Source organism: Aeromonas sp. Y289-2 (assembly GCF_027705925.1).
In the GTDB taxonomy this organism is placed as follows: domain Bacteria; phylum Pseudomonadota; class Gammaproteobacteria; order Enterobacterales; family Aeromonadaceae; genus Aeromonas; species Aeromonas veronii.
Genome location: NZ_JAPDCH010000027.1, coordinates 1 through 18,138, shown reverse-complemented (window position 1 = coordinate 18,138; position 18,138 = coordinate 1). Strand labels below are relative to the sequence as shown.

The 18,138-nt window shown below is 61.5% G+C and carries 19 protein-coding genes; 8 read left to right on the top strand and 11 right to left on the bottom strand.

Features of this window, described 5'->3' with window-relative positions:
• Nucleotides 1–46: 46 nt before the first annotated feature.
• Nucleotides 47–541 (top strand): substrate-binding domain-containing protein, encoded by a 495-nt coding sequence (locus OKC43_RS21040; RefSeq protein ID WP_333563064.1) that lies wholly within the window; start codon nucleotides 47–49, stop codon nucleotides 539–541.
• An 80-nt stretch (nucleotides 542–621) separates the two neighbouring features.
• On the opposite strand, the gene OKC43_RS21035 is transcribed toward OKC43_RS21040, so the two are convergent.
• Both OKC43_RS21035 and OKC43_RS21030 read right to left on the bottom strand, forming a co-directional pair.
• The gene (locus OKC43_RS21035) at nucleotides 622–2,724 is read right to left on the bottom strand and encodes a sensor histidine kinase (RefSeq protein WP_270804101.1); all 2,103 of its coding nucleotides are present in this window, start codon (nucleotides 2,722–2,724) and stop codon (nucleotides 622–624) included.
• Nucleotides 2,725–2,749: 25 nt separating this feature from the next.
• On the bottom strand, nucleotides 2,750–4,105 hold the full coding sequence (locus OKC43_RS21030; protein ID WP_064339669.1) for a sigma-54-dependent transcriptional regulator: 1,356 nt from the start codon (nucleotides 4,103–4,105) through the stop codon (nucleotides 2,750–2,752).
• Between the two features lie 255 nt (nucleotides 4,106–4,360).
• On the opposite strand from OKC43_RS21030, the gene OKC43_RS21025 reads away from it, so the two are divergent.
• From OKC43_RS21025 to OKC43_RS21000, 6 genes are all read left to right on the top strand, one after another.
• Complete coding sequence (locus OKC43_RS21025) at nucleotides 4,361–5,203, top strand: substrate-binding domain-containing protein (protein ID WP_206901379.1); 843 nt, start codon at nucleotides 4,361–4,363, stop codon at nucleotides 5,201–5,203.
• Between the two features lie 64 nt (nucleotides 5,204–5,267).
• Entirely contained in the window at nucleotides 5,268–5,969 is a 702-nt protein-coding gene (locus tag OKC43_RS21020) for an ABC transporter permease (RefSeq protein ID WP_005347674.1), read from the top strand.
• Nucleotides 5,970–6,003: 34 nt separating this feature from the next.
• The gene (locus OKC43_RS21015; RefSeq protein WP_005334830.1) at nucleotides 6,004–6,699 is read left to right on the top strand and encodes an energy-coupling factor ABC transporter ATP-binding protein; all 696 of its coding nucleotides are present in this window, start codon (nucleotides 6,004–6,006) and stop codon (nucleotides 6,697–6,699) included.
• Complete coding sequence (gene mobA / locus OKC43_RS21010) at nucleotides 6,671–7,315, top strand: molybdenum cofactor guanylyltransferase MobA (protein ID WP_058059172.1); 645 nt, start codon at nucleotides 6,671–6,673, stop codon at nucleotides 7,313–7,315. The genes OKC43_RS21015 and mobA overlap by 29 nt, the downstream gene beginning before the upstream one ends.
• Nucleotides 7,312–9,075 carry a bifunctional molybdopterin-guanine dinucleotide biosynthesis adaptor protein MobB/molybdopterin molybdotransferase MoeA gene (locus OKC43_RS21005; RefSeq protein WP_270804100.1) on the top strand — a complete coding sequence of 588 codons (1,764 nt, stop codon included), beginning with the start codon at nucleotides 7,312–7,314 and terminating at the stop codon, nucleotides 9,073–9,075. Before mobA ends, OKC43_RS21005 begins: the two co-directional genes overlap by 4 nt.
• Before the next feature lie 62 nt (nucleotides 9,076–9,137).
• Nucleotides 9,138–10,196 carry an FUSC family protein gene (locus tag OKC43_RS21000; protein WP_270804099.1) on the top strand — a complete coding sequence of 353 codons (1,059 nt, stop codon included), beginning with the start codon at nucleotides 9,138–9,140 and terminating at the stop codon, nucleotides 10,194–10,196.
• A 76-nt stretch (nucleotides 10,197–10,272) separates the two neighbouring features.
• Here OKC43_RS21000 and OKC43_RS20995 read toward each other — a convergent pair whose 3' ends face one another.
• The 9 genes from OKC43_RS20995 to OKC43_RS20955 all read right to left on the bottom strand — a co-directional run bounded on the left by OKC43_RS20995 (nucleotide 10,273) and on the right by OKC43_RS20955 (nucleotide 17,511).
• Nucleotides 10,273–11,646, bottom strand: coding sequence for an HD-GYP domain-containing protein (locus tag OKC43_RS20995; protein ID WP_270804097.1), 1,374 nt, complete (start codon nucleotides 11,644–11,646; stop codon nucleotides 10,273–10,275).
• An 87-nt stretch (nucleotides 11,647–11,733) separates the two neighbouring features.
• The gene (locus OKC43_RS20990) at nucleotides 11,734–12,288 is read right to left on the bottom strand and encodes a DUF3332 domain-containing protein (protein WP_194495978.1); all 555 of its coding nucleotides are present in this window, start codon (nucleotides 12,286–12,288) and stop codon (nucleotides 11,734–11,736) included.
• Between the two features lie 161 nt (nucleotides 12,289–12,449).
• Nucleotides 12,450–13,745 (bottom strand): methyl-accepting chemotaxis protein, encoded by a 1,296-nt coding sequence (locus tag OKC43_RS20985; RefSeq protein ID WP_270804094.1) that lies wholly within the window; start codon nucleotides 13,743–13,745, stop codon nucleotides 12,450–12,452.
• Nucleotides 13,746–13,924: 179 nt separating this feature from the next.
• Nucleotides 13,925–14,407 carry a GNAT family N-acetyltransferase gene (locus OKC43_RS20980; protein WP_270804093.1) on the bottom strand — a complete coding sequence of 161 codons (483 nt, stop codon included), beginning with the start codon at nucleotides 14,405–14,407 and terminating at the stop codon, nucleotides 13,925–13,927.
• Nucleotides 14,408–14,504: 97 nt separating this feature from the next.
• A complete protein-coding gene (locus tag OKC43_RS20975) occupies nucleotides 14,505–14,948 on the bottom strand; it encodes a DoxX family protein (RefSeq protein ID WP_128814774.1) in 444 nt (147 codons plus the stop codon).
• Nucleotides 14,945–15,697 carry an HvfC/BufC N-terminal domain-containing protein gene (locus OKC43_RS20970; protein ID WP_270804092.1) on the bottom strand — a complete coding sequence of 251 codons (753 nt, stop codon included), beginning with the start codon at nucleotides 15,695–15,697 and terminating at the stop codon, nucleotides 14,945–14,947. Before OKC43_RS20970 ends, OKC43_RS20975 begins: the two co-directional genes overlap by 4 nt.
• Entirely contained in the window at nucleotides 15,690–16,538 is an 849-nt protein-coding gene (bufB, locus tag OKC43_RS20965) for an MNIO family bufferin maturase (RefSeq protein ID WP_236271230.1), read from the bottom strand. Before bufB ends, OKC43_RS20970 begins: the two co-directional genes overlap by 8 nt.
• A gap of 74 nt (nucleotides 16,539–16,612) precedes the next feature.
• Nucleotides 16,613–16,876, bottom strand: coding sequence for a BufA1 family periplasmic bufferin-type metallophore (locus tag OKC43_RS20960; RefSeq protein WP_005334862.1), 264 nt, complete (start codon nucleotides 16,874–16,876; stop codon nucleotides 16,613–16,615).
• A 434-nt stretch (nucleotides 16,877–17,310) separates the two neighbouring features.
• The gene (locus OKC43_RS20955) at nucleotides 17,311–17,511 is read right to left on the bottom strand and encodes a YbfA family protein (protein WP_005334863.1); all 201 of its coding nucleotides are present in this window, start codon (nucleotides 17,509–17,511) and stop codon (nucleotides 17,311–17,313) included.
• Between the two features lie 212 nt (nucleotides 17,512–17,723).
• Here OKC43_RS20955 and OKC43_RS20950 point away from each other — a divergent pair, with 212 nt between their 5' ends.
• Nucleotides 17,724–18,017 carry a hypothetical protein gene (locus OKC43_RS20950; protein ID WP_005347702.1) on the top strand — a complete coding sequence of 98 codons (294 nt, stop codon included), beginning with the start codon at nucleotides 17,724–17,726 and terminating at the stop codon, nucleotides 18,015–18,017.
• Nucleotides 18,018–18,138: the final 121 nt, after the last annotated feature.

The following is an 18,138-nucleotide window of genomic DNA, read 5'->3' as shown; positions in this document are numbered from 1 at the left end:
TTTCATGTAGAACCTCCTGCGTTCAAGATACGAGAAAATTCTACTTATGAGCACCTCAGTTTTTCGGGGGGATTACCGGGTGATCGTTCATGGATTTAGGCGGGTGCAGGGGCTGGTGCTGCGGCAAGGGCTGCAACCCAAGGAGGCGAAAGAGGCGCTCGACTGGCGCTGGGCCATGCGTCAAGAAGGGGCGGGCAGCCAGCGCGCCCTGCAGGAGTGGCTGCAAACCCAGGGGGAGTCGCTGACCCGGCTGGAGCGCACCATTGAGGTCAACAGCGAGCGGGAGCTGGCCGCCGCCATCAGTCGTGGCGATGCGGACGTCGGGCCCGGCGCCCAGAGCACCGCCACCGAGTTTGGCCTCGGCTTTATGCCCTTGTCGCAGGAGTGCTTCGATCTGGTGATGCCGCAGGGGGTCTTCTTTCGCACCCTGCTGCAACAGCTGATCGGCTGGCTGCAATCCCCCGAGGGGCGCGAGCTGGCGGCCCGCCTCGGCGGCTATGACCTGACCCAGAGCGGCAAGCTGGTGTGGAGTCCGCAGTAAATAACCACTCACCCACCGACAAAACAGCCCGCCAAGCATGTTGACGGGCTGTTTTTATCACGGGCCTTTTTATAACAGCCTCAATCGCTTGTCTCACGCCCCTCTGCATTGAGTGCGATGCGCCACCCTTCCAGTTTCGCGGGCTCGCTGCCGCTGGGCAGCAGAGCGTGGCTGCGCAGCCGCACGGTAAAGCAGCTCCCCTGCCCCGGGGTGGAGTCCACCAAGAGCTCCCCACCCCAGCGGCTGATGATGCGGTGACTCAGGGCCAGCCCCAGACCGGTGCCGGTGGCACGGGTGGTGAAGAAGGGGTCGAAGATCTTGTCGATAATGGCCGCCTCGATGCCGCTGCCGTTGTCGATCACCCGCACCTCGGCCCCGCGCAGCTGACCCAGTTCATCTACCCAGTCGCGGCTCTCGACCCGGATCTCCCCCTGCTCCCCCAGCGCGTGGCTGGCGTTGACCAAGAGGTTTATCAGCACCTGCAATAGCTGCTGGCGATCCGCCTCGATGGGCTGCTGGGCCCTGAGATCGGCCACCAGCTCCACCTGCTGCTGACGCAGGGCAGAGCGCACCAGAGTCAGGCTCTCCTCGATGATGGGATTGAGGTGCTGCCACACCGGCGCCGTCTCGTAATCGCCAGGGCGAGAGTATTGCAGCAGGCTGCGGGTGATGGCACGAATGCGCTCGATCTGAGCCAGCACCAGCGCCAGCTCCTCGCCGACCGGCTCGGCCGCCTCCCCCAGCTCCAGCTTCATCAGCTCCACATTGCCGAGGATCACCGCTAGCGGATTGTTGATCTCGTGGGCCACCCCGGCGGAGAGCTCGCCAAGGGCCGCCAGCTTCTCGCTGATCAGCAGCTGCTGGCGCGCCTCGGTCAGCATATGAATATGATCTTCCAGCTCGGCGGTCTTGAGCTCGAGGCTTTGGGTACGCTCGGCCACCTTCTGCTCCAGCTCGTCGGCGCTGCGAGCCATCTGCTGCTGATGCGCCTCCTGCCTGTCCAGCATGGCGTCGAACTGGCGACCGAGCTGGGCCAGCTCGTGGTCAGGGTCGAGGGCCAGCGGGCCGATGCGAGCCGACTCCCCGGCCTGCACCTGCCGCACCACCTTGTGCATCCGCTCGATGGGGGAGAAGAGATCCCGCGCGCCGCGATAGACCAGCAGGCCGGAGAGCAGTAACAGCAGCACTACGCCGGAGCCCAGCTCCACCAGATTGGTAAGGTAGGTGCGGATAATGGGCCACTCGAGAAAACCGACATAGAGCATGCCGAGCCGCTCGCCCCTGGCTCCCAGCAGCGGCTCGTAGCCAGATACATACCAGGCGTCGTGGACGAAGGCGCGGTCAACCCACATCTCCCCCCGTCCCAGCACCTGATCGCGCACTGGCGGCGAGACCCGGGTGCCCACCGCCCGCCCCACCTGACGGCTACTGCTGACCGGTACGTTGGTGCTCACCCGCAGATCGTCGAGAAACAGGGTGACGGTGCCGACGCTGCCATCCGGCAGGGTATTTTTGGCAAACACCTGACCCTTGAGCTCATCCACCAGCCGGGTGCTGCCGTTGACAAGCTCGCCCCCCTCCAGCATGGCCCAAAGGGAGCCGTCGCGGCCCATCACAGGGGTCAGTGACAGACTGATCAGCCCCCTGTTCTCCACCACCTTGGTGCCATCCCGCTGCCACAACACAGCCCGCTTGGCCAGTTGCGGGGAGAGAGCGAGCATCTCCTGCTGCGACCAGACCACGAAGTGGCTGACGCTGCGTCCGGCCGTGAGGGCGGCGCGCTCCTGCGCCGTCAGCTGATCCAGCTCGGGGCCACGGCGCAAGCGCAGAAAATCGAGACCATAGTTGGCCGCCAGCGGCATCACCCAGTCATGCAGCTGATCCGGCGATTCCCGCAGCCGAAGCTGAAAGGCCCAGGCATCGCGCAGATGCTCCAGATGCTCGGTCTGGCGCTGCTGCTGCACCGTGATGGCGTGGTGGGCCACCCCGAGATCGCTGCGCACCGTGGTGAGCAGGTTCTGCCAGCTGTAGGTGAGGGTCCAGTAGAGGGTGAGCGCAATCATGCCCACCAGGGTGAGCATGATGGGTACCGAGGTGAGCAGCAGCAGGCGCCAGCGCACCTTGGTGCGCACGCAACGGGGCAACAGGGCGCGCATGCAGCGGGAGAGCAGGGTCAGTTTCATCGCCACCCCATCCAGTCAGCCTTCCTCATTCGATAGCCCACTCCTTGAATTTGCGATCCAGCGTCTTGCGCGCCACCCCGAGCACCCGGGAGGCGGCAGACTTGTTGCCATCATGGCTCGCCACCACTTGCAGGATGTGGGCCTTCTCCACCTCCGCCAGCGGCCATGCCAGCGGGTAGCCCTCCTCGCTCGTGCCCGGTTCGGCGGGCTTGCTGCTCTGCCAGTAATCCGCCGGGGGCTTGCCCAGCAGCAGGCAGCGCTCGATGAGGTTGCGCAGTTCCCGCACGTTGCCGGGCCAGGGGTAAGCCTGCATCGCCACCACGTCCTCATGGGTCCAGCTCAAGGAGCCCATCCCCATCTCGGCGGTGAGCTGGCGAGTGAAGTGATGGACCAGCGCGGGGATGTCGTCGATCCGCTCGCGCAGCGGGGCAACCGGTAGCGCCACCACGTTGAGGCGATAGAAGAGATCTTCGCGAAAGCGGCCCGCCTCCACCTCGGCCTTGAGGTTGCGGTTGGTGGCGGCAACGATGCGTACATCCACCGCCAATTCGCGCTCGGCCCCCACCGGGCGGATGGCCTTCTGCTCCAGCGCCCGCAGCAACGAGGCCTGCATGGCGAGCGGCATTTCGCCGATCTCGTCGAGAAACAGGGTGCCCTGATGGGCGACCCGAAACAGGCCGTCGCGCCCCTTGCGGGCGCCGGTAAAGGCCCCCTGCACATGGCCAAACAGCTCGCTTTCCAAAAGCTCCGGCGCGATGGAGGCGCAGTTGAGGGGCACAAAGGCCCCCATCCGGCCGGAGAGTTGATGCAGGGCACGGGCCACCAGCTCCTTGCCGGTGCCGGACTCCCCCTCCACCAGCACGGCGGCGTTGGAGGGGGCCACTCTGGCGATGAGCGTCTTGAGCTCGCGGGTCTTGGCACTGTCGCCAATCAGGGTGGGCGGGAACAGCTTGCTCACCTCCCGGCGCAGCAGCAGGTTCTCCCGCTCCATCTGGCGGCGCTCGATGACTCTGTCCACCGCCTGCACCATCTGATCGAGGTTGAAGGGCTTGAGGATAAAGTCACTGGCGCCGAGGCGCAGCGCCTTGAGGGCGGTCTCCATATCGCCAAAACCGGTCATGAAGATAATGTCGCTGCGGCGGGTGGCCGGGTCTATGGCCTCGTGCCACTCGATGCCGGAGCGCCCCGGCAGCCGGATGTCGGCGATGATAAGGTCGAAGTGAAGGCGGCAGCGCAGGGCTTCCGCCTCCTCCACGCTGGCGGCAGTCTCAATCTGGGCAAAACGCTTGGCCAGCGCCTTGGCCAGAAAGCTGCGCATGCCGGGCTCATCATCAACGATAAGCAGGGAGAGGGCAGACCAGCGGCTGGGAGGGAGTGTCATGGAAAAAAGTACCTCGGATGCACGTACGGTCGGTGAATGTCCCGATAACCGGAACCTTAGTGGGACATTTTGTCCTTACCGTATCAAAAGCACCAACACCAATTATTAAAAGCGATAACAAGCTCACCTAATTGATTCTAATAAGCTTCTGTTTTTAAACGGCAAACCTTGAATGCAGCGGCACAGGAACAGTTTGGCACCCTGCTTGCTTACTCTTGCCCTCTCCTCATCCACCCTGAAAAAAGTTGCATCACGATGACGATAAAAACCAACCTCAAACGTTTTGCCCTCTCCCTCGCCGCCAGCCTGCTGATCGCCGGCGCGGCCCACGCCGAAGCGGATACTAATGCCACAAAAGCGCCGATCCGCCTCGCCACCACCACCAGCACCGAGCAGTCCGGTCTGCTGGGCTGGCTACTGCCCCAATTCACCAAGGAGACCGGTTATCCGGTGCAGGTGATGGCGGCCGGTACCGGCCAGAGCCTGAAGATGGGCGAGAATGGCGATGCGGATCTGGTGATGACCCACGCCCCCTCTGCCGAGAAGAAGTTTGTCGATGCGGGCTTTGGCATCGAGCCGGTGCACCTGATGTACAACGACTTTGTTATCGTCGGCCCGGCCAAAGACCCGGCGGGTCTGGCCAAGCTGCACGACGCGGCCAAGGGGCTGCAAGCCATCAAGGATAAGGGCCAGACCTTTATCTCCCGCGGTGATGAGTCCGGCACCCACATCAAGGAGAAGACCCTGTGGCAAGCCGCTGACGTCAAACCCGAGTTTGCCGGTTACAAGTCCATCGGCCAGGGGATGGGCCCGACCCTGACCATGGCCTCCGAGCTGGGTGCCTACACCCTGACCGACCGCGGCACCTGGCTCGCCTACCAGAGCAAGCTGGATCTCGCCGTACTGCTGGAGGGTGACAAGCGCCTGTTCAACCCCTATCAGGTGATCCTGGTCAACCCCAAGCGCTACCCGGATCTCAACACCGAAGGGGCCCGCACCCTGAAAAACTGGCTGGTCTCCGAGCATGGCCAGAAGCTGATCGGTGACTTCAAGGTGGCGGGTCAGGCGCTGTTTGTAGCGGATGCCAACGGGAAATAATGGCAACCCTGACCCCTGCGATAACCTTGATGGCCCTCCCCCGGTTCGCTGAGGGAGGCGCCTGATGCCGACCCTGCTCGACACTACGTTGGCTGCCCTCGCCCTGCTGTTCAGTGGTGACACTGAACTGTGGCAGGTGGTGGGGGTCTCCTTCTCCGTCTCCTGCATCGCCCTGCTGCTGGTGCTGCTGCCCGCCTTGCTGCTGGGCTTTGCCCTGGCCTATCTGCCGCTGCCCGGCCGCTGGCTCTGGCTCTCCTGCATCAATACCCTGCAGTCGGTGCCGACCGTGGTGATTGGCCTCTTGCTCTACATGCTGCTGTCGCGGGCCGGCCCCTTTGGCGACTGGAAGCTGCTCTTTACCCAGCAGGCGATGGTGGTGGGGCAGATGCTGATTGCCTTCCCGGTGATCGCCACCATGGCTCACGCGGCGTTTGTCCAGAGTGACCGGCGCGCCTGGGAGACCGCCCTGACCCTGGGGGTCTCCTGGCCCAAGGCGCTGATCGGCCTGATGCACGAGTGCCGCTTTGGCCTGCTGGCCGCCATCATCGGCGCCTTTAGCCGTATCGTCACCGAGGTGGGCTGCTCCATGATGGTGGGGGGCAATATCCTGCACTTTACCCGCAATATCCCCACCGCCATCGCGCTGGAGACCCAGAAAGGGGCCTTCACCCAAGGGGTGGCGCTCGGCATAGTGCTGCTCACCCTCGCCCTCTTGCTCAACCTGCTGCTGACCGCCTGTCGCGGCCACAGCTATCTGAAGAACTGACCATGCCCCCACTGTGTACCAACAGGAGTACCCCATGGCCCTGACCGCCCACCAGCTAACGATGCGCTTTGGCGAGCGCCAGCTGTTCGAGATTGACCGGCTCGCCATCGCACCGGGGGATGCAATCTGGCTGCATGGAGCCAACGGGGTGGGCAAGACCACCTTGCTCAAAATCCTGGCGGGGCTGCTCACCCCCACCCGCGGCCACACCAATCTGCCGGGGCGCTGGCAACAGCGGCTCAACCGGCTGCTCAAGCGGGATCTGGGGCCGGGCCGGGTCACCTATCTGCACCAGACCCCCTATCTGTTCGATCGCACGGTGCACGACAACGTGGCCTGGGCGCTGGATAAACAGCTCGGCAGCGAGATCCGGGTGTTCGAGGCGCTGCGCCGGGTCGAGTTGGAGGGGTTGGCGCGGGAGCACATCAGCATTTTGTCCGGTGGCGAACGGCAACGGCTGGCGATGGCACGCGCCTGGGCGCTGCAACCGGCCTTTCTGCTGATGGATGAGCCCACCGCCAATCTCGACACACATTCGGTTGCCCTGATGGCCGCATTGGCGCAAGATCTGCGGGAACATGGCAGCGGCCTGGTCGTCATCAGCCACCAGAGCAACGCCCTGACCGACCTGTGCGAGCGGCAATGGACCCTCGCCCGTGGCCAGCTGCAAGAGACGACCCCTTTAAAAATCATTGAGCGACATGACTTCAAAAAGCGACAGCCACTCTGATCCCGTTGCCGTATCAGCAGTGATCCTGGCAGGAGGCCGCGCCACCCGGATGGGGGGCGAAGACAAGGGATGGGTAGCACTGGCGGGACGCCCTCTTATCGACCATGTTTTGGCGCGCCTGCGCCCCCAGGTGGATGAGGTACTGATCAACGCCAACCGCAGTCAGGCCCGCTATCAGGCGCTGGCCCCGGTCATCAGCGATGACAACAACGACTATCTCGGCCCGCTGGCGGGCATGCAGGCAGGTCTTGCTGCCGCCCGTCACGACTGGGTGCTATTTGTCCCCTGCGATGGCCCCGCCCTGCCGCTGGATCTGATGAGCCGCTTTCGCGCCGCCCTGACCCCGGATACCGAGCTGGTAGTGGCCCACGACGGCGACTGGTTGCAACCCGTGGTCGCCCTGCTGCACAAATCCCTGCTCCCCTCCCTCACCGCCGCACTGGCAGAGGGAGAGCGCAAAATCGATATCTGGTTTGCCCGCCACAATATGGCGGTGGTGAGCTTTGCCGATCAGCCGGATGCCTTTATCAATCTCAATAGCCCTGCCGAGCTGGCCGCCTACGAGGCCCGTCTGCTCGCCACGGCTATCGACCCCCAACAAGGAGTCACCTCATGACCCCGGCCCCCACCCTTCCCCTGCTCGGCTTCGCCGCCTGGAGCGGCACCGGCAAGACCACCTTGCTGGAGCAGTTGATCCCCCTGCTGGTGGATCGCGGCCTGCGCATCGGGGTGCTCAAGCACGCCCACCACGACTTTGATATCGACCAGCCGGGCAAAGACAGCTACCGCCTGCGCAAGGCGGGTGCCAAGCAGATGATGGTCGCCTCCCGTCGTCGTCATGCTCGTATCATTGAGACGGAGCTGGACGAAGCCGATTTTCGCCAGCTGCTGGCCAGCTTCGATCAGACAGAGCTCGATTTGCTCTTGGTCGAGGGGTTCAAGCACGAACACTTCCCGAAAATCGAGCTGCACCGCGCCGAGATTGGCAAGCCGCTGCTCTTCCCCGAAGACAGCGACATCATAGCGCTGGCCAGCGATCAGTCCCCACAGAGTGGCGAACAACAGCAGACAAGCCTGCCCCGACTCGATATCAACGATCTGGCGGCTATCGCCGACTTCGTCTGCAGCTGGCTTGACGGCTGCCAGAGCAAGGAGCCGGAGGCGGGCAAGGGCTTTCTCTCGGTCGAGGCGGCCCGCAACGCCATTCTGGCGGCCCTCACCCCGAGCACGGCCTGCAGCGACAAACCGTTGGCCCAATGCCACGGCGCCGTGCTGGCCGCCGATCTGATAAGCCCCATCAATGTGCCCCCCCACGCCAACTCGGCGATGGATGGCATTGGCCTTCGTAGCGACGATCTCGCCACCGGTCGCTGGCAGCTGGTGGGGGAAGTGCTGGCGGGCCAGCAGCGCCACGAGCCTGTGCTGGCCGGTCAGGCGGTGCAGATCATGACCGGCGCCCCGCTCCCCCCCGGCGTCGATACCGTGGTGATGCGGGAAGAGACGCTGATTGAAGGGGAGTGGGTCACGGTCACCGCCCCGATCCGGGCGGGGCAGAATGTGCGCCTCGCCGGGGAAGACCTCGCCAAAGGCGCGGTCGCCATCCCGGCCGGTACCTGGCTGGGTGCCCCCCAGCTGGGGCTGGCGGCATCACTCGGTCAAGCATCGCTCTGCGTGCGCACCCCGCTGAAAGTGGCGCTGTTCAGTACCGGCGACGAGGTGCAGGCGCCGGGCGAGCAGCTCGCCCCCGGCCATATCTTCGACAGCAATCGCTTCACCCTGATGGCCCTTATCCGCGCCGCTGGTTGCGAGGTGATGGACCTTGGCATCATTCCCGATGACAAGACCATTCTGCGCCAGCAGCTGGAGCAGGCCGCCGCCAGTGCCGATCTGGTGCTGAGTTCGGGTGGGGTCTCGGTGGGCAATGCCGACTTTATCAAGCTGGTGCTGGCGGAGCTCGGCCAGATCGATTTCTGGCGCATCCAGATGCGGCCGGGCCGCCCGCTCGCCTTTGGCAAGCTGGGGCAGACCCCCTTCTTCGGCCTGCCGGGCAATCCGGTGGCGGCGATGATCTGCGTGCTGCAGTTTGTCGAGCCTGCCATCGCCCGCTTGCAAGGCAAGCGGTGGCAGCCACTGCGCCTCTCGGCACTGGCAGAGGAGAAGATGAAGAGCCGCCCGGGTCGCACCGAATTTCTGCGCGGCATCTTTCATCAGGACCGTAACGGCCAGCTGCGGGTGCGCACCACAGGGCCACAGGGCTCGGGTATTCTCAGCTCCATGGCCGAGGCCAACTGCCTGATCGAAATCGTACCGGATCAACCCGGGATCGCCATTGGCGAGCGGGTCTGGATCCATCCCCTGCAGGGACGACTGGCCTGAATCCCGACGGGGCGTCGGCCGGATGCACGGCGCCCCGTCCCCCACCTGACAGGAGGCAGACCGTGCGTCTTGATGCCCCCCTATCCCGACTCGATCTGCTGGTCTATGGCCGCTACCGGATCGTCCATGGCCTGCGCATTGCGCTCGCCTTTATGCTCACCTTTCTGCTGACCCGCGAGCTGAAACTGCCGGAGAGCACCTGGCCGCTGATAACCTTGGTGGTGGTGATGGGCCCCATCTCGTTTTGGGGCAATGTGCTCTCCCGCGCCCTGCAGCGGGTGGTGGGCACCATCTTCGGCGCCAGTTGCGGGGTCGTGGCGCTTTATCTCGAGATCTACTCGCTACCGCTTACCCTGATCTGGTGTGGGTGCATCATGTTCCTCTGCGGCTATCTGGCCCTCGGCAAGCGCCCCTATGTGGGGCTGCTGATCGGCATCACCCTGGGGGTCACCATGGGGGCCATGCCGGGGGATATAGAGACGGCGCTGTGGCGCAGTGCCGACGTGATACTGGGCTCCCTGCTGGCGCTGCTCTTTTGCAGCATCTATCCCCAGCGGGCCTATAGCCACTGGCGCCTGCAGTTGCACCAGATCCTGCAGCAGTCGGGGCGGCTCTATCACACTCACCTCTCCCCCAATGTGCTGGAGCGCCCGCGCCTCAAGCACAATCTCTCCCAGCTGTTGGCACAGACCGGCAAACTGCGGGCCCTGCTGGCCCCCGCGGCCAAGGAAACACGCCACAGCGTCGCCCTGTTTGATGCGGTGCAGGTCACCATGCGCAACACCCTCTGCACTCTTGAGATGCTGGCCAACACCTACTGGAACGATCGGGAGAGCCACTTCCTGATGCAGAGCACGGCTGCGCTGCAAGCCTGCCATCTGGCCACCGAAGAGGCGATCAACCAGCTTGCCCTGATGATGCAAACCGGCGACGGTCGTGGCGCAGATGCCGCCATCGCCCGCCTGCACGAGGTGGCGACCCAGGCATCGCTCCCGCCCAATACCGAGGCCGCCATCAATGGTTACCTCTGGCTCAACGTGCAGCTGACCGAACAGCTCACCCACCTGCGCCGCCTGCTGGGGCTGATCCTCACCCCGCCCCATCGCAAGCAGCCGGACTAGACCCAATGCAAAACGCCCCGCTGTTGCGGGGCGTTTTGCTGTCTGACTGGCCGCTTGGGCCGTTGATCAGCAACTCTTAACTGGCATTGGCCAGCGGCTGCTCGGTGGTGAGGTAGAGGGAGAAATCCTGAATACCCGCCTGCAGGGCGGCAAAACAGTCAGGGTCTATTGCGGTGCCCAGATTCTCCGCCATCATCTCCAGCGCCTGCGGCACAGGGATGGCGCCGCGATAGGGACGCTTGGCGGTGATGGCATCGAAGATGTCGGCTGTGGTGATGATGCGCGTCTCAAGGGTAATCTCGTCCCCTTTCAGCCCCTTGGGGTAGCCTTTGCCATCGAGCCGCTCATGGTGGGCGCCCGCCACTTGCGCCAGCTCCTCGAAGGCGCCGATGCGGCTCAGGATCTCCTCGGTATAGGCGGCATGCATCTGCACCGCCGCCCACTCCTGCGCATCGAGTTTGCCTGGCTTGTCGAGAATGGCGTTGCTCACCCCGAGCTTGCCCACATCATGGAGCAAGGCGCCCCGCTTGAGCCAGCGTCGACGCGACTCGGACAACCCCATCTGGGTGGCAAGAATGTCGGTATAGAGCGCAACCCTGCCGCTGTGACCCGCGGTGTAGGGACTTTTGGAGTCCACCACCTGCCCGAAGGCCGCCGCGATTTCGTCCAGATAATCTTCATCCAGCGCCACCTCCCCTTGCCCGGCCGGGTGGACCAGCACCCACTCGGTCAGTCGGGGATCGGCCAGTCCTTGCCAGAACTCTTCGTCGGCCAGCGCTTCAAATTCCCGAACCAGTGCCGGATCAAACCAGCTGCCGCTGCGCTCGCGCAGCTCCTTGAGCGCCGCATTCGGGCCTGCGGCTGCGTGAAACACATCCACCACCTGACAGAGCAGGGCAATGCGCGAGAAGAGCGGGATCGCCTCGCCAGCCAGTTGCAGGGGCCGACCTTTGCCATTCCAGTGTTCATCAAGGGAGAGGATGCCATCGGCCACCTCGTTACTGAAACGGAGCTGGCGAGCGATATCCGCCCCCCGATGACAACGGGTCTGGATCAGTTCGTTGGCAATCTGGTCACCGTTGCGAAAGATATGAAACAGGCTGCGAAAACGTCCCAGCAGGTCCGCCTGCAAGCCGGTGTGGCCCAGCACAAAGTTGACTACCTCGGAGAGGGAGCCATCCACCAGTTTGAAATCGCGTTTGAAGTGAAGATCGTCGGTGAGATAGAGCTCGCAGATACGGGCAGCATTGCTGCTGCACCCAAGATCCTTAAGCAGGAGCGTGTAGTAGAGATCATGGCGCAGCCGGGCGTCCAGTCCCAGCCGCTCCCCCAGACGGGAACCTATCCAGCAGCAGCGAATGCAGTGTCCTCTTGGTTGTCCCTCGGTCATATCGAGCGCATGACTGAGGGAACCAATCAACTCCGCCAATCGCAATCCATTCACCGTCATAGTCTACTCCCTTAGACATCATGGCGATTTTGCCAGCAGATTAGGTATACCCCATCTGAAGCTGGATCGATCTGGATTCAGTTGAATTTAGGCAGCAACCTTGCCCTGATTAGCCCGCTCTTCCAGCTCCGCACGGCTCAGGGTAGAGACAAAGCGGCCATCGAAGTAGATATCAATCAGCTCACCACGCTTTTCGCCACGCATCATGCTGCGGCGGCCATCCAGATAGTGCACCTCCATCTGGGCGGTATGCTCGTCCGGGTAGCTGATCTCCACCTCGCGTACCCCTTGCGGCAGCATGGCCAGCGGCACCGTCTTGAGGGCCGGATCCAGATGCTGGTTCACCTTGATCACCGGATCGGCTTTCATGTCCACCACAGCCGGAGATTTGCCGGTGATGGGGTTCTTGCCAGACCAGAACTCGATGGTATTGAAGACGAACAGGTCAGCGGTCGCGGCCAGACCGTAGACAGGGGAGAGCAGCATAAAGACCCCGGCACGAGCGTAGCGATTATCCACCACGCTCAGGTTGCCCTTGGTGACCATGCCGGAAAGCCCCATCTGCCCCATACAGCCGCCCAGACCCATGCTCGCGACCATAACCAGCAGGGCCATTGCCCGCCCCTTCTGTTGTAATGCCATCTTGTTCTGTTCCTGCTCTGAAATAAATGAGGCGGCAAGCCTAATCAAGGGGCCAGAAGAGGACAATTCACAATGGCGGGACGATACAGGAGGGGTTCAGATTGGGGCACTGACTGCTCAAATATGAGTCAATGCCCCGGCATGACAAGAAGTCAGGGGGTTCAGATTGCCAGATCAGAGACGGTGCTGGAGACGTTGTTCGCCTCCCGGCGGATGTCGCTCATCACCTCATTCACCTCACCCACCTGCTGTTTACCCAGCTCGGCGCTGCTGGCGACGTCGGACATCTCGGAGGTGACCTTGGCGGTCAGCTCCCGGTTGTTCTGTACCACCTTGGCGATCTCGTCGGTAGAGAGAGACGTGCGGGCCGCCAGCTGGCGAACCTCGTCGGCCACCACCGCAAAACCACGCCCCTGATCCCCTGCCCGCGCCGCCTCAATGGCTGCGTTAAGGGCCAGCAGATTGGTCTGGTCGGCGATGCTGCTGATGGTGGAGACGATCGCCTCGATGCTGCGCGACTGCTCGTTGAGCTGGTTGATAAGGCCGATACTGTGAGTCAACTGGCTGGCAATCAGGCTGGAGGTATCGACCACCGAGGAGAGCAGACCCGCGCCGCGCTCGGCGCAGTTCAGGGTCTCCCGCGCCGCATCGTGGGCCAGCATGGCCGCTTCCCGCACCGCATCGCTCTTGTTGATCCGCTCGGTGATGTCGCTGGCGAACTTGATCACCTTCACCACCTTGCGATGCTCATCAAGGATCGGGTTGTAGGTCGCCTCCAGCCACACCTTGCTACCGTGACTGTTCTGACGACAGAAGAGACCGGACTTGAACTGACCACGGCCCAGCTCATCCCAGAAGTGGGGCTGGTCTCGATAGAACTGATCGTCGCAGAAGATGCGGTGATGCTTGCCCTGCACCTGAGCCAGCGTATAGCCCATGGTATGGAGGAAATTGCCATTCGCAGCAATCACCTCCCCGCCGGGGGTGCACTCGATGACAGCCAGCGACCGATCCAGCGCCGTCACCACCGCCTGCTGGCTGAGCAGTTGCAGGTGGTGCTCGGTAATATCGGCCGCGATCTTGATTACCTTGGTCACCACGCCCCGCAACTTGACCGGAAAATAGGTTGCTTCCAGCCAGATCGCCTCGCCCCGTTTGTTGAAGCGCTGGAACACCCCGGTACGGGAGCGCCCCTGCTTCAGGTCCGCCCAAAACTGCTGATAGTCGCTGCTCTGGGCATAGAGCTTGTCGCAAAAGATACGGTGATGCTGGCCGATAACCTCGGGCGCACTGAAGCCCACCACGTTGAGAAAGAGATCATTGGCGGCCAGCACAGTGCCATCCGGCGTAAAGGTGATGGTCGCCACGCTGCCGTGCACTGCGTCAAAAAATCCCTGCTGTTCCAGAAGTTGATCCTGGCACTGCTGCAACTCGGCTTTCAGTTTGCTATTGAACATCGAAACGTATCCTCCAGACTGGCACCCACCATAGCCAAACCACGCAGTGGATCAATAAGATAATGGTGGCGTGCTCCATCAGCATAGTTGGCGGCGTTGCCGCGATCCCATCTGACGCCATATTTATTGCTGTAAATCAAATTCACCGACCAAACGCCACTCATGCAGAGCTGAAACCCTTATTCCACCGCCGGTTGCCACTCCAGATAGGCCGGATTGGCGACAAAGCCGATCCGCTCATAGAGAGGGCGCCCCTGCTCGCTGGCATGGAGCCACACCTTGCCCAGCTGACGCGATCTGGCGAAGGCCGTTATGGCATCGAGCAGCGCCGTGGCGATCCCCTGCTGGCGCCATTGTGGCCGCGTATACATATTGAGCAGGTACCCCTCCACTCCCGCCAGATTGCCGGGATAGGGCGGCCGTTCAAATAATGCCAGCGTCCCTGCCGCCACGATCTGTTTGCCGCCCTCCTGCGTATCGGCCTCAGCCAGCCAGGATAAAGCACTCTCTTCACTCATCGCCCGGGTAAAGTAGTCAAGGGTGGCCTGCCACAAGGCCGGGTCTGCCTGCGGCGTCACCAGCTCACCGACCTCACAAAACAGCTCCATGCGCAGCGCCACCAGTGCGGGTATATCTGCGGCTCTTGCCTGACGAATGATCATTGGCTGCTCCTTTTCTCTCATGGGAAATTTCGCCGGCCGTCATTATGACAAAGAGCGCCTTGTGGCGCTCTTTGTCATTGGGTAAATCACTGATAAATCAATGGCTGCGACGTGTCAGCCAATAATCCAGGCTCAGCACACCGCCGCCCCAGATGATCAGGGTCAGCAGCATCCAGCCCCACAGCTGGTGATCGTAAAAGCCACCCGCCCAGAGGGTCGGGTAGGAGATCACCGCCATGATATTGAAGCCAAACAGCAGCAAGGCGGCCGGGCGAGTAAAAAGCCCCGCCAGCAGGAAGAGCGGCAACAGCAGCTCGGTCGCTGTCCCCAGATAAGCAGCCCACAACCAGGGCAGCAGGGGCACCTGATACTCGGATTCAAACAGATAGAGGGTGGAATCCCACGCCGTCAGCTTGAGCCAGCCTGAAGTGATAAAAACCGACGCGACCCACAGCCGCGCCAACAACAGCACACCGGCACTGCTCCAGCGCGGCAAATCACCACTCGAGCTGGCCAGCGCCAGCCATTTGTTTGCCATCATGGCATTACCTCCATATCCACCAGCAGACCAAGGGTTATCAGGCGAGTGAGATGTTCGCTGGCCGCAGGGTCGGCCGCCTGCAGATCGACCAGCGCCGTACCAGCGAGACAACCCTGTAGCAGCGCCCACTCACCCGCCGTCAGGGGCAAGGGGGCAACCCGGCAATCCGGCTGTTTCTTCAATGCCAACCAGACGGGGGCATCAAGCGCGTCCACCGCTTCACCACCGTGCAGCGCCATCTGCCACAGGGCCAACACCGGATAATCGCTGGCAACCAGCAGCAGATCCGTGGCTGGCAAGAGTCGCAGCCGCTCCCATTGTTGCGGCGATAATGCGGCCAGACGCTCGGCTGGCCAGCAGCGTGACTCCAGCGGCAGCAGACTGGCACGCTCAAGCTGCCATTCGAACTGAGCCAGCGCCTCCAGCCAGGGCAGTCCGGTTGTAGTTGGCAAGCGGGCCAACCATTGGCCAAATCCGGCGCCATAGTGCATGACGCTCCCTTCCCTGAGGGGCTCGGCCAATACGAAGCCACGGGCCGCCGCTGCAAAAAAGTCATCCCCGACCATAGCCTTGACGGCGGGATAACTGCTCGCCAGCACCTCGCCAAGGCTCAGGATGAAGTGGTTGCGATAGACCTGCAGCACAGATTCGGCAGGAAAGAGCCGGGAGCTGATGTGAGGGGAAATGGCGTCAGGCGCCCCCAGCAGACCATCGGCAAAGTGCTGTTGCAGCTGTGCCAGTTCAGCCATGGGCCACCTCCCGTGGTGCACTCATGGCACGCGCCTCATCCAGAATGGCACTGGCCTGCGCCGCCTCTGCCAGCAAGACCGGCAGCGGCGGGATCTCGAGGTCCCACTCAATCAGGGTGGGAATGGCCTGCTTGCGGCAGATCTGGCGATAGAGTTCCCAGACCGGCTCCACCACAGGGGCGCTGTGGGTATCGATATAGAGGGAGCCTTCCGGCAGCTGCTTCTCGGTATAACCGGCCAGATGGATCTCCCCGACGGTGGCGAGATCGATCGCCACCAGATACTCATCGCAAGAGAAACCGTGATTGAAGGCACTGACATAGAGATTGTTGAGGTCGAGCAGGATGCCGCACTCGCTGCGCTGCTGCAGCTCGGCCAGAAATTCCCACTCGCTCATCTCCCCGGGCAGTTGCAGATAGGAGGAGGGATTTTCAATCAACATGCGGCAACCCAGGGTCTGTTGTACCTGCTGGATCTTGTCGCTCATGTTGTACAGGGAGGCGCGGGTATAGGGCACCGGCAGCAGATCGTTGAAGTAACGCCCACCAATGCTGCTCCAGCTGAGATGTTCGGAGATCCGTACCGGTTTGATCGCCGCAGCCAGTGTCGACAACTGCTGCAGATGGTGCGGATCGAGCGGGTCGGCAGAACCAAGGGACATGCCAACGCCGTGAAGACTGACGGGGTAGTGCTGCGCCAGTTCGGCGAGCACCTGAAAACCGTGACTGTGCCGTTCGAAGTAATTTTCACTATGCACCTCCAGCCAACCGACTGCCGGCAGGATTTGCCGGATCTCATCGTAATGGGGAGTGCGTAATCCGATACCAATCAAAGGGTTCATCGCAAGACTCGCTTTCGCCAATCAGAGAAGATGCAGGGGGCGACCCGTTGGCCATCCCCCCTGCCCGATGTCTCTTACTTGGGTTGCAGCGAACCGCCGACCAGCTTCTCGCACAGCCCTTTGGGCATCACCACAAAGGCATCACCCTGAGCATCTTCCTTGGCAGTACCGGCGCAGGAGCTGCTCTTGGTCGCACAGTCATTTTTGCTGGCCTTGACCACGCCGTAGCACTTCTCCTTTTCATCGGCAGCCATGGCTGGTGCCGCGATAAATTGGGCGCCCAGCGCCAGCAGACCGGTCATGGCGGAGGCGATAGCAGTGCTTTTTTTAACATTCATGTTCATGTTCCTTTTGATGTCGTTGGATGTTGCTGATATCCCCGATTTGTCGCAACCGGGTACCTGCAATAGAACCGGCAAACGGGATATTCCCTTTCAAAAAAAACAAAAAAGGAGTTAAAAAACCCAAAAACAAACACTCAATCAATTGATTTTAAACAGCTATTTCATCATTGAAAATTTCTCGACGACCACCCATTAATGAACGAGGAAAGTGCCATATGGTGCTTTCATCCCGTTAATCTTCTTCACTGCTTCCATCAAAAAAGATGCTTCAGACATAAAAAAGCCCCGCCAACAGGCAGGGCTGGATGCAACTTTAAAGAAACAATAAATAAACAATCTGAGTGGTGTTGGGAGCCAGGAGTTGCGGCAAACAGATAAAAAAAGAGACAGCTTTGGCTGTCTCTTTTTGCACATGGTGCGAATGGGGTTTAGTAGAAGATCCGCTCGCCACGCTCGCTCATTTTGAGCCACACCGGTTTGGTGCTGGTTTTATTCCAGATCCGGTGCAGATAGCTGTAGAAGCGGGCACGATCGCTGCGAAACAGCATCACGGGGAAAGCCAGAATGCCCACCAGCAATACATAAATGCGACGAAGAATAATCTGAGTCAGGGAAAAGGGATGAAACATGATGTAACTCCTTACTGGTAAGACCACTGAGCAAAGATTACCCCACTCCATGTAGGATTACTACATCACCAACGCATTTTTTTATAAAAAAATGGTGAAAAACGGGAAATACTGAAAACGGGTTACGTCATTAACCAACAGTTAACAAACTTGCGAAAATCGTGCGCTTTGCCACAGTTATCAGGGGAAAAACATGCAGTAGGGAGACACGCATGAAACTGCCGGAAGTGGCACTGCTGGTGCTGATGGTTGCCCTGACACGGGCACAACTGGAGGAGTGGCAACTGAATCGGGAAGATGCCATCGTGCTGGCCGAACGGGGCGTGCCCACCGTCAGCCTGTGGCAATGCGGCACACTGAAGCAACGGATTGCGGATCTCAACCAGCACAGTGCCGAGGTGCAGTTTCAATATCGGGGGCAAAACATGGCGGATGTGAGCCACTATCTCGAGCGCGAGTGGAAACAGGCTGGCTGCGAACAGTTACTGGTACAGCAAGGATACTGACCAAGCTTCACTGATCGAAGAGTGATGAATCAGGGAAAAGAGAGAATATGGAGGCACGTTCCGGAGTCGAACCGGACTAAACGGATTTGCAATCCGCTGCATAACCGCTTTGCTAACGCGC